This is a genomic window from Amycolatopsis keratiniphila subsp. keratiniphila, from assembly GCF_001620365.2.
Lineage (GTDB): Bacteria > Actinomycetota > Actinomycetes > Mycobacteriales > Pseudonocardiaceae > Amycolatopsis > Amycolatopsis keratiniphila.
The window spans coordinates 143553-157363 of the sequence record NZ_LQMT02000023.1; the positions used below are offsets into that span (position 1 = coordinate 143553).

13 protein-coding genes are annotated in these 13811 nt (G+C 67.8%); 5 read left to right on the top strand and 8 right to left on the bottom strand.

Annotation, left to right across the window (positions count from 1 at the left end; genetic code table 11):
• Positions 1 to 6 precede the first annotated feature (6 nt).
• The gene (locus AVR91_RS25035; protein ID WP_063277005.1) at positions 7 to 642 is read left to right on the top strand and encodes an SRPBCC family protein; all 636 of its coding nucleotides are present in this window, start codon (positions 7 to 9) and stop codon (positions 640 to 642) included.
• On the opposite strand, the gene AVR91_RS25040 is transcribed toward AVR91_RS25035, so the two are convergent.
• The 3 genes from AVR91_RS25040 to AVR91_RS25050 are packed head-to-tail and all read right to left on the bottom strand — an operon-like array spanning position 618 to position 3717.
• Positions 618 to 1358 (bottom strand): HNH endonuclease, encoded by a 741-nt coding sequence (locus AVR91_RS25040; RefSeq protein WP_016330980.1) that lies wholly within the window; start codon positions 1356 to 1358, stop codon positions 618 to 620. The two genes, AVR91_RS25035 and AVR91_RS25040, sit on opposite strands and share 25 nt — an antisense overlap.
• Positions 1355 to 2542 (bottom strand): AAA family ATPase, encoded by a 1188-nt coding sequence (locus AVR91_RS25045; RefSeq protein WP_016330979.1) that lies wholly within the window; start codon positions 2540 to 2542, stop codon positions 1355 to 1357. The genes AVR91_RS25040 and AVR91_RS25045 overlap by 4 nt, the downstream gene beginning before the upstream one ends.
• A gap of 26 nt (positions 2543 to 2568) precedes the next feature.
• Positions 2569 to 3717, bottom strand: a complete 1149-nt coding sequence (locus AVR91_RS25050; protein WP_228709334.1) for a hypothetical protein — start codon at positions 3715 to 3717, stop codon at positions 2569 to 2571.
• A 299-nt stretch (positions 3718 to 4016) separates the two neighbouring features.
• Between AVR91_RS25050 and AVR91_RS25055 the strand changes: the two genes are divergently transcribed.
• Genes AVR91_RS25055 through AVR91_RS25070 form a run of 4 tightly spaced genes read left to right on the top strand, consistent with a single transcriptional unit; the run spans position 4017 to position 7146 of the window.
• Complete coding sequence (locus tag AVR91_RS25055; RefSeq protein ID WP_063277003.1) at positions 4017 to 4439, top strand: hypothetical protein; 423 nt, start codon at positions 4017 to 4019, stop codon at positions 4437 to 4439.
• Positions 4439 to 5056 carry a DUF3558 domain-containing protein gene (locus AVR91_RS25060; protein ID WP_063277002.1) on the top strand — a complete coding sequence of 206 codons (618 nt, stop codon included), beginning with the start codon at positions 4439 to 4441 and terminating at the stop codon, positions 5054 to 5056. Before AVR91_RS25055 ends, AVR91_RS25060 begins: the two co-directional genes overlap by 1 nt.
• Entirely contained in the window at positions 5056 to 6366 is a 1311-nt protein-coding gene (locus AVR91_RS43545) for a hypothetical protein (RefSeq protein ID WP_063277001.1), read from the top strand. Before AVR91_RS25060 ends, AVR91_RS43545 begins: the two co-directional genes overlap by 1 nt.
• Positions 6367 to 6393: 27 nt before the next feature.
• Positions 6394 to 7146, top strand: a complete 753-nt coding sequence (locus AVR91_RS25070) for an ESX secretion-associated protein EspG (RefSeq protein ID WP_063277000.1) — start codon at positions 6394 to 6396, stop codon at positions 7144 to 7146.
• Here AVR91_RS25070 and AVR91_RS25075 read toward each other — a convergent pair.
• The 5 genes from AVR91_RS25075 to nuoL form a co-directional block, all read right to left on the bottom strand.
• The gene (locus tag AVR91_RS25075; protein ID WP_063276999.1) at positions 7099 to 7875 is read right to left on the bottom strand and encodes a helix-turn-helix domain-containing protein; all 777 of its coding nucleotides are present in this window, start codon (positions 7873 to 7875) and stop codon (positions 7099 to 7101) included. The genes AVR91_RS25070 and AVR91_RS25075 overlap by 48 nt on opposite strands.
• Positions 7876 to 7907: 32 nt before the next feature.
• Complete coding sequence (locus AVR91_RS25080) at positions 7908 to 8693, bottom strand: alpha/beta fold hydrolase (protein ID WP_063276998.1); 786 nt, start codon at positions 8691 to 8693, stop codon at positions 7908 to 7910.
• Positions 8694 to 8790: 97 nt separating this feature from the next.
• Complete coding sequence (gene nuoN, locus AVR91_RS25085) at positions 8791 to 10356, bottom strand: NADH-quinone oxidoreductase subunit NuoN (RefSeq protein ID WP_063276997.1); 1566 nt, start codon at positions 10354 to 10356, stop codon at positions 8791 to 8793.
• Positions 10357 to 10359: 3 nt separating this feature from the next.
• A complete protein-coding gene (locus AVR91_RS25090) occupies positions 10360 to 11910 on the bottom strand; it encodes an NADH-quinone oxidoreductase subunit M (RefSeq protein ID WP_063276996.1) in 1551 nt (516 codons plus the stop codon).
• Complete coding sequence (nuoL, locus tag AVR91_RS25095) at positions 11910 to 13808, bottom strand: NADH-quinone oxidoreductase subunit L (protein WP_063276995.1); 1899 nt, start codon at positions 13806 to 13808, stop codon at positions 11910 to 11912. Before nuoL ends, AVR91_RS25090 begins: the two co-directional genes overlap by 1 nt.
• Positions 13809 to 13811 lie beyond the last annotated feature (3 nt).

A 13811-nucleotide genomic window follows, 5' to 3' on the forward strand; every position in this document is an offset into this window, starting at 1 on the left:
GCACCGATGGTCGACGTGACCAGCCAGATCAACTCCGTCCAGCGCAAGCTGGGTAAGCGCGTGATCGAAGCGGGCGAGGCGGTGACGGCGACCGTCAGCCAGGTCTACGACACCGGCCTCGACGACCTTTGGGACGCCTGCACCAACCCCGAGCGCATCCCGCGCTGGTTCCTGCCGGTCAGCGGCGAACTGCGCGTCGGCGGCAAGTACCAGCTCGAAGGCAACGCTGGCGGGACGATCGAACGCTGCGACCCGCCGAAGAGCTTCGCCGCCACCTGGGAGTACGGCGGTGACGTCAGCTGGATCGAGCTCCGGCTGACGCCCGAAGCCGACGGGCGCACGCGATTCGAACTCGACCACACCGCCGTCCCCAACGAGCACTGGAACCAATTCGGGCCGGGCGCGGTGGGCATCGGCTGGGACATGATGCTGAACGGGCTCGCGCTGCACCTCGAATCCGGCGAAGCCGCCGATCCCGAGGCGGCCATGGCCTGGATGACCAGCGAAGAAGGCGTGCGGTTCATGACGCTGAGCAACGAGGCCTGGTACGAGGCCGACGTCGCCAACGGAACGGACGCGGCCACCGCCCGCACCCGCGCCGACGCCACCTTGGCCGCCTACACCGCGCCGCCGGAGAGCTGAAGGTCTTCGGCGAGTTCCGGCGCGCGAAGCAGGTCGATGAGCTCGTCGTCCGCCCTGAACACGGCGCGGGCGCCCGGCATCCCCGCCTGGCGGAGCATCGCGTGGAGGACGTCGGCGTGCGGCTGGTCGAGCAGGGTCCAGACCATCGCGCGCCGCTTCACCTCGTCCCCCAGCTCGCGCGCCGTCCACCAGGCGAGGACGAGCGCGGTCACCTGGCTGACCGCGGTTTCCCGCCCCCGCGCCAATTGCGCGCGGTTCAGCCCGCACACCTTGATGGTCTGTTCGCCCTTTTCGGTCAGTGCGCGGTAGGTCCCGATCGAGAGCACCAGGAACAGGTGTTCCAGCGGGTCTTCGGCGGTCGGATCGACGAGCAGGCTGTTGCCGTCTTCGTCCACCGGGAACAGGTCGCGTTTGTGGTGGCTGTTGCAGTATTCGCAGGCGAGCACGTGATTGAGCCAGTCGAAGGCGCGGCCGGGATTTCTCGCGATCGGCTCGAAATGGTCCACAGTGGACCCAAGACCGTCTCCGCAGTACATGCAGTAGCCGCGTCCGGCGGCCATGACGTCCAGCCCGGCCCGCAAAGAGCGCCGTACGGCACGGGAAACCCGCCAGAGTCGCCGGGCTTCTTTCGTGTCACCGGGAGGGATCCGCGCGGTCAGCTCTTCGAGATCGGCCACCACCTGTCCCGGCAGCGCGATCCGGCGGATCCCGATCACCGATCGTCGGCCTCGAACCGCCTGGCCACCTCGTCGACCCGGCTCGGTGGTGAGCTGCTCAGCATGCCGCGCAGGCGTTCCCATTCCCGGACGCCGTTCGCGTCCGCCCGGCCGGACGCCACCTGGAATTCGAGCTCGGCGAGATGCTCCCGCAATTCGACCGCCTGCGGCGAATAAGGCGTGTCCAAGCCGAAAAGGTCGGACAGGACCGCGTCGTCCCCGGAGCCGAACACGACCCGCTCGTACAGCTCCTCGGAGACCACGCGCGGCGGAACCTCCTCGTCGGGCCCGGAAAGCCGGATGAGCCCGCCGGGGTCGGCGGCCTGGCAGACGTAGGGGCTGTGCGTGGTGACGATGAACTGGATCCGCGGGAAATGCGCCTTGAACCACGGCCCCATGCGTTTCTGCCACGACACGTGGAGATGCGCGTCCACCTCGTCGATGATCACGACGCCGGGGCTCTCGTGATCGAGGCCGGCGCTGTCGAGTTGCTTGAGCAGGTCGACCACGAGCGCGGTCACCGTGCGATAGCCGTCGCTCATCTCGCGCAGTGGGAACCGGTCGCCCCGGTACTCGACCCAAAGCCCGTCCGAATCGACGTCCCGGATCCGGTAACCGCCCGGGAGGAGACCGTCCCCGAGGATCTCCAACGCCTTGTCCTTCAGTTCACGCGCGCCCGCTTTTCCTTCCAGGGCACGGAGATGCTGATTGATCAGCCAGGTGACCCCCTCGGCGAGCGAGGCGTCTTCGTGGAAGAGGCTGGCCATCCGCGCCAGCGACCCCGCGCCACGCATCCACGACTCGGCCTCGCCACTGCCGCCCGCGAGCCGACGGAACGGCCCGTACGCCGCACAGAACGGCTGGCCTGGAGGAAGCCCGGAGATCGGCAGCAGCCCGGAGTCGAGCCAGCGGACCTCGACCGGCGCCGGGCCTTCCTCGCGCATGACCGAAAGCTCGATGGACCCGGACGTCTGGTCCGTCGAGATCCAGCTGCCGGCGTCCGACAACAGGCCCCACGCGACGTCCGGCGCCGCCGCGACCGCGATGGCGCGCAGCAACGAGGTCTTGCCCGAACCGTTGCGCCCGGCGAGGACCACCCAGCCGGGGCCGGGCAGCCGCAGGTCGACGGCGCGGGCGCCGCTGAAGCCGCGGATGTTCTCCAGCCGGACCCGCTCGATGTACATGGGGAGAGCTTACGACGGTGTGGACGTCACCTGGGCCCCCGAAAGTGGGTCGCCATCACGAAATCCATCACAGCGAGCGCCTTGCCGACGTCCAGGTCCGAAACGACCTGCCGGCGGTCCCAGTCTTTGATCCCTCTCTCGTGCTCGGGCACGATCCTCAGCCGGACATGCCCGCGGACGTCGATCTTCCCGAGCGGTGAGGCGTAAAGGGCGAATTCGCGGTCGTCCTCCGTACGGAACGTGACCCCAGGGCTCTCGCCGAACGTGATCAGCTGGTGGTCTTTGTAGGTCTTGTTCGGGTCAGCGTGCCATTCCCCCGGCGCGCCACCGTTCGCCGTGGCCCCGGCTTCGATCTGAAGCCGGTGTTTCGGCTCGACGAAGTAGCACGATCCCGGCGTGGCGACCGGTGCGAAGTCCGGACCGAAGGCCATCCTGACCGCCTCGCGGAACACCGCGCATTCGACGTTCGGGTCGGCGGCGCCGGCGGCGATGATCTTCTCGGCGCCGGTCGGCACTTCGACCTCGACCGCCGGATCGCAGGTGTCCCCACTTTCGGTGGCGACCCAGTCCGCGCAGGCCCCGACCCGGGCACTGTCCTGACCGTCCGGCGGGTACACGAGGTCGCGGGGCAGTTTCGCGGCGCCCGCGGTGGCGAAGTCGCGGAGGAGTTCGCAATCCTTGCCCCGACTGGCGCTGCCGATCTCGAACTTGATCGCGCGCTCGAAGCTCACCGGCACTGTGATCTCGCAACCATCGAGACCGCCCATGCGCCGGGTCTCGGTCTGATAGCCCTTCACCCCGCCCAAGTCGATGACGGCGCCGTCGACCCGGTGGAGAACGAGGTGACTCGGGTCCATGTCGCGAACCGAAATGAGGTCGTAGCCCCCGCGGAACAGCGAGCACTGCTTCCTGTCGTACTTGACCTCGGCTTTCCGCTCGACAGGCCGGGTAACGTCTCCCTTTCTGCGGTCGTAGACGGCGAGGTCGATCAACTCGCAGAGATCCAGCGTCGCGAGCGCCGCATCGACGGCCTTCTCGTCGCGATCCGCAGGACGCGGTTGCTTCGGCTGCCATTTCGGAAACTGCGGTAACGGAGGGGGCGTTTCCACGGATTCCGCACAACCCGCCAGCATGCCGAGGAGCAGTGCGCCGAGAATCACTCTTCGAAACTTCATTACGCAGAGTATGCGAATTCTGCGTGTCGCCCACCAGGTAGAACCCTGTTTCTCGAGGCGCATTCACACGATCGGTTTTCACGGATGGTCACCGAGCCCGCCTCGGCTATTCAGCAGGGAACGTGGCTTTATGCAGACGGGATCACTGGCCCGGGAACCCTGGTAATCTTCCCGGCGTCGGATTACGCAGGGTGCATCGGGGAGACGCGCCTTGTAGCCACGGGAGGGGCACATGACGACGGTGACTTCGGGGCGGCTTCGGCCATTCAGCGGGGAACGGTTCGGCGCCGCGGGGGTGCATGGCCGTGCCTGAGGGGACACCGGTCTATCAACCTGGCTTCGACCCGGGCTCTGTCTGTAAGGCCCCGCCGACTGGGGGCTCCTATGGGACGCCTGTCGCTGAAGGTGCGGGGTTCAAGTACGACGAGGCGACACTGCATGAACTGGTCAAAGAGTGGTCTGACCTGGCCGTTGAATACCGGAAAGACCGCACCCATGCGTTCAACATCGCCGCCGCCCAGCCTCCGGGGCTGGAGTACGCGAGCGGGGACAACGCCCTGCTTACCCGCAAGTCCGGCGAAGCGCTCGTCAAGGCACTGAACGACCGCGTCGCCTATTGCGAGAACATGGCCAAGAAGTACGTCACCGCTCTCGGCAAGTACGCCACCGCCGAGGATCACGCCAGAATCGCCATCAAACAGCAGTCGGAGGGCCTCACCTGATGCGACGCGCCACCCTGTTCCTCAGCGCGGCCGCGCTCGCAGCTCTCTCCTCGTGCTCGACGCCGACCGTCGACGGCAGCCCCACCCCCACCAGCGGCGGACCGAGCTCCGCACCGTCGAGTTCGGCTGGCTTGCCTCCAGGCGTCCCCAAGGTAGAGCACCCGATCGACGTGGCGCGGTTCAAACAAAACCCCTGCGCCACGCTCACCGAACCCCGGGTCGACGAACTCCTGGGCACCCGGGCCGAAGCCGAGCGAGCGGACGGCGCAGCCGGACCTTCCTGTCTGTGGCGCATCCCCTCCACATCTCGGCCTGTGGTCCAAGTGATCGTCAGTGATTTCGGTGACAGCGGCACCGCGAAGTTCTATGCGGGTAAGGGGACGAACTACAAGTTTCTCGAACCACTCGAACCGATCGACGGCTATCCGGTGACCGCCTATGGAGTCATCGACATCCGCGGCCAAGGCGACTGTTCGGTGGCGCTGGGGACCAGCGATACCCAATCACTGGGCATCGCCTCGACGCTGTCTGAGGTCAACATCGGCAAGAAGGATCCGTGCGCCATCGCACGAGAAGCCGCGATCAGGGTGTTGGCCACCATCCGAGGGGGTAACTGATGCCGGCAGGACCGCTCACCGCCACCCAGATCTATGAACAGATCACGGGTGGCGAAGGCACCGGATCACTGGCTCGTGCACAGGAAAGTGCCTACACCCTGGCTTCCAAACACTCAGAACGCTTGCAGCGGATCACGGCACTCGCCCAGAAGACCGCCAGCGGCTGGCAGGGCGGCGCGAGCGAGGCGGCCATTGCCGCGACCAGGCCGCTCGTCGACGCCGCCGCGGACGACGCGATGCACGTGACGATCGCCCAGAACGCCATGACGAGCCAAACGGACGCCTTCGGCACGACCAAGAACTCGGTCAAGCCGGTGCCGCCCGAGCAGCCCGCCCCGACCGCCGAGGACGTCAAGGCCCTCATGGGCGGCGGCGGCACCTTCGGCTACTGGGACCGGGTCAAGGCCTACCAAGCCGACAGCCAGCACAACATCGACACTTTCGCGTCCTACCACTCCGCCAGCACCGCCAACGGCGACGAGCTGCCCGCCCAGTACGCGCAGCTCACCGACCCCGGCGGCAGCGTCACCCTGGACGAGGGCGGCGGCGGCAAGCCAGCGGTGAAGGGGTTCGGCGACGGCTCGGACGGACGCGAGCATGGCACCGGCGAGCCCTACCGGGGACCGAGCGGACCCAGTGGCCCCAGCACGCCGAGTGGGCCTAGCGGGCCGAGTGCGCCGGCGCCGGGTGGCGCGCAGGGCGGCGGTCCTCAGCCTGGGCAAGGCCCTCAGCCGAGCCAGTACCTGGGCACGCAGCATCCTGGCCATCAGCTGCCGGACGACGGGACCCGCGCGAATTCGTACACGCCGCCCCAGACCACGCCGGTCGTACCGCCGGCGGCGAACCTCGACTTCGGACCGACGGGTAAGCCGAACCCGGCCTACAACACGCCCGGCGCCTTCCCGCCCGGATACGGACCTGGGACAAGCGGGCCCGGCGTATATGGCCCCGGCGGCAGGCCACCAGGCGTCCCAGGTACGACGGGCGGACCTGGTGCGACAGGCGGCCCCGGTTCCGGTGCGACAGGTAGGCCCGGCGGGACAGGGCAACAGCCTGGCATGGGTGGTCGAAGCGGCGCTGGGATGCCCGGCGAGGCCATGGGCGGCCGCGGCGCGGCGGGAGCGGCCGGTTCCGCTGGTCGCGGAGGCGCGAACGGGATGCCGATGGCGCCCGGCGCCGCCCGCGGCAAGGGCGAGGAGGACAAGGAGAAGAAGGCTCCGGCGTACCTCCAGAACCCGGACCCGGACGAGACCTTCGGTGGCTACATCGAAAAGCCGATGCCGCCGGTGATCGGCGAGAAGAAGAAGTAGCACCACAGTTCCAGGGGAGGGAGCCACGTGGTGCTCGCGCGCCCGGTCGAGATCACGCTCGACACACTGTTGACCGCGTTCCGTCACGCCGGTTGCGGAGATCCGCATCTGATCTTCGCGGGCGGGCTGCGGTACATCCCGCCGTCGTCGCGGAACGGCGAAGACCGGGCAGCGTTCGAGGAGCTCGGCGGGCTCGGGTTCACCGAGGGCAAGCGGCTGACCAGCGACTTCGAGGACGTCCTTCACATACTCGATCGGCCGAACACCGAGTACTACGCGACGGTCCGCACGGAGGCCGAGCAGTACAGCGTGCTCGTCGCCGTACGCGGGCGCGCTGCGGTGACGGCGATCTGCGAAGGAAACCGGGTGTGGTTGAAAGGCGTGCGGACGTCCGACCGTGCGGCCGCGCTCGTGATGAACCTGCCTGAATACCCGCCGGCTCGGTTCGCCCCGTTCTCCTTGCCCCAGGACGATTTCAACGGCGACGGCGGGAACGGCCTCTACGACGAGCCCACGTCACGGAGCCGGGAGGCCCGGCAGCTGGACGAGGTGTTCGAGCAGCCGTATTTCGGCGTCGGGTTCTTCGCCGCGGCCATGCGCCCCGACGGCGGAAGACGCACGGAAGCCACGGACGACCTTACGTATCTCGACCTCGACGCCGGACGGGTCGCCATGCACGTGAGTGGTTCTCCCCGGAACCGGTACATCACCGTCCTGCCCGGCGAACCCACGCTATTGGCGCAAAAGGTCGCCGCGCTGCGAGCGAGCCTCGACCACTGACTCGATCAGGCGCACCGACCGGGCGGGGTCCAGCGCGAGAGCGTCCATAGTGGACTGAACGTAAGGTGCGACATCGCAGCGCCGATGCAGGAACAGCCCGGTTCCCCGATGTTTCAAGTAGACCAACGGCCGCGCCGGGCCGAATTCCAGCAGAACGTAGTCGCCGCCGGGGTACGCCCCGGCGGCGAACGGGATGACCCGGAGTTCGACGGTGGGCCGTTCGGCCACCTCGATGAGATGCTGTAGCTGATTCGCCATCACTCTCGGCCCTCCGACCTGGCGTCGCAGCACCGCTTCGTCGAGGTAAGCGGCAAGTCTCTTCTGGCCCAACACCGCGAAAGAAGAGTTCGTAGCCCTCGCGTAGGCAGGTGTTCGGAGCGGCTCAGGAACCAGCGTGGTCCCGAAAGCGACGATCTTGGTGGCTTCCTTTCCATACTGTGCAAGCGTTTCCTGCTGCACGGCCAAGTCAGCGAACCACCAGGGGCCGCTGTCGCGGGCCAACGAGAGCAAAGCCTCGCGACGCTCCCCCGTGACCTGATAGACCGCGAGCAGCGCGGACACCTCCTCGGCGGATGCCGCGCGCAGCCCGGTTTCGATCCGGCTGATCGTCGACTGGGACCACGCCAGTTTGTCGGCCACCTCGGTCGCGGCCAGCCTGGCGGCCTTCCGTGCGACTCGCAGTGCTTCGGCGAGCGCTCTCGCCTGGGGGTTGGGCTTCGGCTTCGGCATCGCGAGCAACCTGCCCCATGCGCCCCGGCAAGTCATTCCCCGAGGCGGGCGACCTCGCGAACGGCCCCCGAAATAGCGGTGAAGTCCTTCTTCAGCAGCGCTCCGTGGTTGCTCTCGACCTTCGCGCTCACCTTGATGTTCGGGTTGCGGGTGGTCACCGCGTCGAGCCCGGCGCGGATCTGTTCCTGCTCGTCCCCCTTGCTGCCGAAGGAGGTTCCCGACGCGACCACGTACCGCATCGGTACCTTCACACGGTCGAGCACCGGGCCGAGTTCGGCCTCCCGCGAGAGCTTGCCGAGTTCGATGTTGCTCTCCGCCTGCTGGGCCGCGGTCATCCGCGGCGTCAGACCGGTCGGGCGCAGCAGCGGCATGATCAGGTTGAGCCGCTTGAACATCTTGCGGATCCGCTGTTCCATGGCATCGTCCAGCCAGTCGTACGGGAACGCGCCGTCGACGAGCACCGCGCCGATGGTCCGCTCCGGGTTCCGGGCGGCCCAGTGAGCGGCGACGACCGCGCCGTAGGACCAGCCCACCACGATGGCCCGTTCCACGCCGCGGGCCGCGAGGACGGCGTCGACGTCGCGAACGGCGGCTTCGAAGGAGTAGTCGGCCGAACGCCGCGACTTGCCGCGGGCGCGCTCGTCGTAGGTGATGTGGCGGAAGTCCGTGCCCAGGTCGGCGAGGATCCGCCGCCAGTAGCCCTGGGTGGCGAACTGGCCGTTGAGGTAGATGACGGGGACGCCGGGGCCGCCGGTGTCGGTGACGGCCAGCGCGGTGTCTTCGACGGGGACCATCCCGGTCCAGGTGGAGGAAGTCATGAGGGAACTATCGAGGTCCGGCCTGACACCCCTCTGACGTCGCCCTGACACGAAAAAGCCCCCTCACGTCAGCGAGGGGGCCTTTCGCGAACCGGGACTACTTGAGGGCGAAACCGCCGGAGCCCGCCCAGTCGAGGGCGAACGCCGGGAGCAGGCCCAGCACCAGCGTGACGATGACGCCGAGCGTGATCGCCGTGGTGGTGAACGCGCCGGGCACGGTGACGGTCGGGCCGTCGGGCGCCGGCTCGGAGAAGTACATCAGCACGATCACCCGCAGGTAGAAGAACGCGGCGACGGCGCTGAAGATCAGGGCGACGACGACCAGCGGCGCCATCCCGTCGGACAGGGCCGCCGAGAACACCACGAACTTGCCGACGAAGCCACTGGTCAGCGGGATACCGGCCAGCGCGAGCAGCAGGAAGGTGAACACGCCCGCCAGTACCGGAGACCGCTTCGCCAAGCCGGCCCAGGCGGACAGGTGCGTCGCCTCGCCGTTCGAATCCCGCACCAGCGAGACGACACCGAACGCGGCGAGCGTGGTGAAGCCGTAGGCCAGCAGGTAGAACAGCGTGCTCGACAGGCCTTCCTCGGTCATCGCGATGGCACCGACGAGCAGGAACCCGGCGTGCGCGATGGACGAGTAGGCGATCATGCGCTTCACGTCGGTTTGCGTCAGGCCCAGCACCGCGCCGATCAGCATCGAGATGATCGCGACGGCCCAGAGCACGCCGCGCCATTCCCAGCTGGTCGACTCGAACGCCACCTGGAACACCCGCAGGATCCCGCCGAACGCGGCGACCTTGGTGCAGGCGCCCATGAACGCGGTGACCGGCGTCGGCGCGCCCTGGTAGACGTCCGGGGTCCAGGTGTGGAACGGGCCGACCGAACCCTTGAACAGCAGGCCGACCGCGAGCAACCCGAGCCCGGCGAACAGCAGCGTGTCCGACCGGTCCGAACCGGCGGCGGCGTTGGCGATGTCCGACAGCTTCACGGAGTTCGCGTAGCCGTAGAGCAGCGCGAGACCGTAGAGGAAGAACGCCGACGAGAAGGCGCCGAGCAGGAAGTACTTGACCGCGGATTCCTGCGAGAGCAGGCGGCGACGGCGGGCGAGACCGCACATCAGGTACAGCGGCAGGCTCAGCACTTCGAGCGCGATGAACATGGTGAGCAGGTCGTTGGCCGCGACGAACGCCATCATGCCGCCGAGCGCGAACAGCGTCAGCGGGAAGACCTCGGTCTGCATCCCGGTGGTGCCCACCTGCGCGCGGTCCTGGACCGTGCCCGGGCGGATACCGGCCTGCGCGACGAACGCGCCACCGGGCTCGACCGAGCGGTCCGCGATCAGCAGCAGCGCGCCCAAGGCCAGCGCCAGCAGCGTGCCCCACAGGAACAGCGACGGCCGGTCGACGGCGATCGCGCCGCTGAAGGTCGTGATGCCGTTCTTCGGCGCGGAGGAGCTGGCGTACCAGACCAGGAACACGCCCGCCGCCCCGATCCCGACCAGGGACAGGAAGACCTGCGAAGGCCACCGCATGTGCTTGGGCAGGAAGGCTTCGAACAGCACGCTGACACACGCGGCCCCGAGGATGATCAGGATCGGCGTGACGGCGAAGTAGTCGATCGACGGCAGCTGCACCGCCGGCGTCTGAGTCAAGAAGTGCACGGTTTACTTGCCTCCCTGCACGGACGACATCGTCGCCTGCACCGACGGGGTGATCGTGTCGAGCACCGGCTTGGGATAGAACCCGAGCGCGATGATCAGCACGACCATCGGCGCCAGGATCGCGATCTCCTTGCCGCCGAGGTCCTTGATGGCTTTGGTCGCCCCGAGTTCGGGAGCGATCGCCGTACCCGGCCCGCCACCCGCGGCCATCAGGGCGTCACCGCGGACGGGGCCCTGCATGACGCGCTGGTAAAGCCAGAGCACGTACGCCGCGGCCAGCACCATGCCGACCGTCGCGATGATCGTGTACACCGGGTAGTCCACAAAGGACCCCAGCAGCACCAGGAACTCACTGATGAAGGAGTTCGTGCCCGGCAGGGACAAAGTGGACAGACCGGCGATGAGCAGCATCCCGCCGAGCAGCGGGGTCACCTTCGCCATGCCGCCGTAGTCGGAGATCCTGGTGGATCCGCCGCGCATCACGATCAGGCCGACGACCACGATCAGCATGCCGGTGGCGAGGCTGTGGTTCAGCATGTACGACACCGAGCCGACCATCGCCTGCTCGTTGAAGGTGAAGATGCCCAGCGCGATGAAACCGAAGTGGGCGATCGACACGTACGCGATGAAGCGCTTCATGTCGCGCTGCCCAGCCGCCAGGATCGATCCATAAAGGACACCGGCGACGGCGAGCACCAGCACCCATGGCGCGAGTTCCTTGCTGGCGTCGGGGAACATCGGGAGGCAGTAGCGCAGGAACCCGAAGGTGCCGACCTTGTCCAGCACGCCGACCAGCAGTACCGCGACGCCGATGGGCGCCTGGCCCGCGGCGTCCGGCAGCCAGGTGTGGAACGGCACCAGCGGGGCCTTGATCGCGAACGCGAGGAAGAACCCGAGGAACAGCCAGATCTGCGTGCCCAGCGGGGCGTCGCGGACGACCGTGACGAGCGTTTCCCAGTCGAAGCTGCCCTTGCCGAGCTCGTCCGACGCGAGCGAGTACGCCCCGATCGCCGAGGCGAGCATGATCAGGCCGCCGAGGAACGAGTACAGGAAGAACTTGACCGCCGCGTACTGCCGGTTCGCGCCGCCGTAGCCGCCGATCAGGAAGTACATCGGGATCAGCATGATCTCGAACAGCACGTAGAACAGGAAGACGTCGGTCGCGGCGAACACCGCGATGGTCAGCGCCTCCTGCACCAGGATCAGCGACAGGAACCCGCCCGCCGAGCGCCCGGCCGGGAGCTTGTCGGTCAGGCCCAGCGCGCCGACCACGATCGGCACCAGCAGGCCGATGACCGCGATCATCACCAGCGCGATGCCGTCGATGCCGAACGAGATGTGGATGCCGAAGTTCGGGATCCAGTCCATCGAGGACTTCTGCTGGATGCGGTCCCCCGAAGGCGTGTAGCTCGCCCACATCGGGATCACCAGCAGGAACGTCAGGAGCGACACCACGAGCGCGGTGAGCGTCGCCAGCCTGTCGTTCTTCTTCATCCCCGCGACGACCGCGGCGCCGACCAGCGGCAGCAGGATGGTTGCGAGTACCCAGGTCATCAGGAGAACCTCACCAGCAGGAGTGCCGCCAGAAGCAGGAATGTGCCGCCCAGCATGGACAGTGCGTACGAGCGGACGAAGCCGGTCTGCAGGCGGCGCAGGCGCCCGGATCCGCCGCCGAGCGCGGCGGCGAGGCCGTTGACGGCGCCGTCGACGCCGCGGTTGTCCACGTAGACCAGCGCCCTGGCGAGCCAGGTGCCCGGGCGGGCGACCAGCGTCTCGTTCAGGGCGTTGCCGTAGAGGTCGTTGCGCGCGGCCTTGACCACGGCCGAGACCCGCTCGGGGCGTTCCACCGGAACGTCCTTACGGCCGACGAAGAGCCACGCCGCCGCCGCGCCGAGCACCGAAAGCGCCACGGTGAGGATCGGCACCAGCGCGTGCGGGATGACACTGTGGCCACCCTCTTCGAGCGGGCCGACCACCGGCGAAAGCCATTCGGCGAACCGGTCGCCGAGGGCGAAGAACGCACCGGCGCCGATCGAGCCGATCGCCAGGATGATCATCGGCCACTTCATGATCGCCGGCGACTCGTGCGGGTGGAAGTCGCGGCCGTCGCTGGACTTGATCTCCTTCCAGCGTTCCTTGCCGAAGAAGGTCATCACCATCAGGCGCGTCATGTAGAACGCGGTGAGCCCGGCGCCGAGCAGTGCCGCGCCGCCCATCACCCAGCCGCGCCAGCCGCCCTGGCTCAGCGCCGCTTCGATGATCGCGTCCTTGGTGAAGAAGCCCGAGAGCGGCGGGATGCCGATCAGCGCCAGGTAGCCGAGGGCGAAGGTCCAGAAGGTGACCGGCAGGTGCTTGCGCAGCCCGCCGAACTTCCGCATGTCGACCTCGTCGTTCATGGCGTGCATGACCGAACCGGCCCCGAGGAACAGCCCGGCCTTGAAGAAACCGTGCGCCACCAGGTGCATGATGCCGAGCGCGTAGGCGATCGGCCCGAGGCCGACGGCGAGCATCATGTAACCGATCTGGCTGACCGTGGAGTACGCCAGCACCTTCTTGATGTCGTCGTACGCGCAACCGATGATGCACCCGATCAGCAGCGTGACCGTGCCGACGAGGGTGACGATCAGGCGGCCGTCCGCGGTGGCGTTGAAGATCTCGTGCGCGCGGGCGACCAGGTAGACGCCGGCGGTGACCATCGTCGCCGCGTGGATGAGGGCCGAGACCGGGGTCGGGCCCTCCATCGCGTCGGGAAGCCAGGCCTGCAGCGGGAACTGGCCGGACTTACCGCAGGCGCCCAGCAGCAGGAGGATCGCGATCGCGGTGACCGCACCGGTCGGGATCTGGCCGACGGCGCCGAAGACCTCGGCGTAACCGGTGCTCCCGACGTACTTGAACATCAGGAAGATCGCCAGCGCGAGCCCGACGTCACCGACGCGGTTCATCAGGAACGCCTTCTTCGCCGCGGTGGCCGCGGACGGGCGGTCCTGGTACCAGCCGATGAGCAGGTACGAGGCGAGACCCACGCCTTCCCAGCCGAGGTACAGCGTCACGAAGCTGTTGCCCAGCACCAGGATCAGCATCGAGGCGACGAACAGGTTGAGGTACGCGAAGAACCTCGACCGGTCGCGGTCCTCGGACATGTAGCCGATCGAGTAGAAGTGGATCAGCATGCCGACGCCGGTGATCAGCAGCACGAACGTCAGCGACAGCGCGTCGATCCGAAGCCCGAAGTCGACCTGCAGCGCCGAAACGGGGATCCACGAGAACAGCTTGACGTCCGCGGTGGCCTTCGTGTCGGCCGTGAAGAACAGGATCAGGCCGTACACGAAGGACAGCGTGACGGTCGCGCTGCCGAGGAGGTGTCCCCAGGGACGAGCGCGTTTACCGGCCAGCAAAAGAATGAGGGCGCCGAGAGCCGGGAAGGCCACCAGCAGCCACGATGATGCGGTCACTCT

What these genes read in the sequence shown, in the direction of transcription:
- AVR91_RS25090 (WP_063276996.1), bottom strand. Translation starts at nt 11,910, where the DNA reads ATGACCTGGGTACTCGCAACCATCCTGCTGCCGCTGGTCGGCGCCGCG.
- AVR91_RS25075 (WP_063276999.1), bottom strand. Translation starts at nt 7,875, where the DNA reads ATGCCGAAGCCGAAGCCCAACCCCCAGGCGAGAGCGCTCGCCGAAGCA.
- AVR91_RS43545 (WP_063277001.1), top strand. Translation starts at nt 5,056, where the DNA reads ATGCCGGCAGGACCGCTCACCGCCACCCAGATCTATGAACAGATCACG.
- AVR91_RS25055 (WP_063277003.1), top strand. Translation starts at nt 4,017, where the DNA reads ATGGCCGTGCCTGAGGGGACACCGGTCTATCAACCTGGCTTCGACCCG.
- AVR91_RS25060 (WP_063277002.1), top strand. Translation starts at nt 4,439, where the DNA reads ATGCGACGCGCCACCCTGTTCCTCAGCGCGGCCGCGCTCGCAGCTCTC.
- AVR91_RS25080 (WP_063276998.1), bottom strand. Translation starts at nt 8,693, where the DNA reads ATGACTTCCTCCACCTGGACCGGGATGGTCCCCGTCGAAGACACCGCG.
- AVR91_RS25045 (WP_016330979.1), bottom strand. Translation starts at nt 2,542, where the DNA reads ATGTACATCGAGCGGGTCCGGCTGGAGAACATCCGCGGCTTCAGCGGC.
- AVR91_RS25035 (WP_063277005.1), top strand. Translation starts at nt 7, where the DNA reads ATGGTCGACGTGACCAGCCAGATCAACTCCGTCCAGCGCAAGCTGGGT.
- AVR91_RS25050 (WP_228709334.1), bottom strand. Translation starts at nt 3,717, where the DNA reads ATGAAGTTTCGAAGAGTGATTCTCGGCGCACTGCTCCTCGGCATGCTG.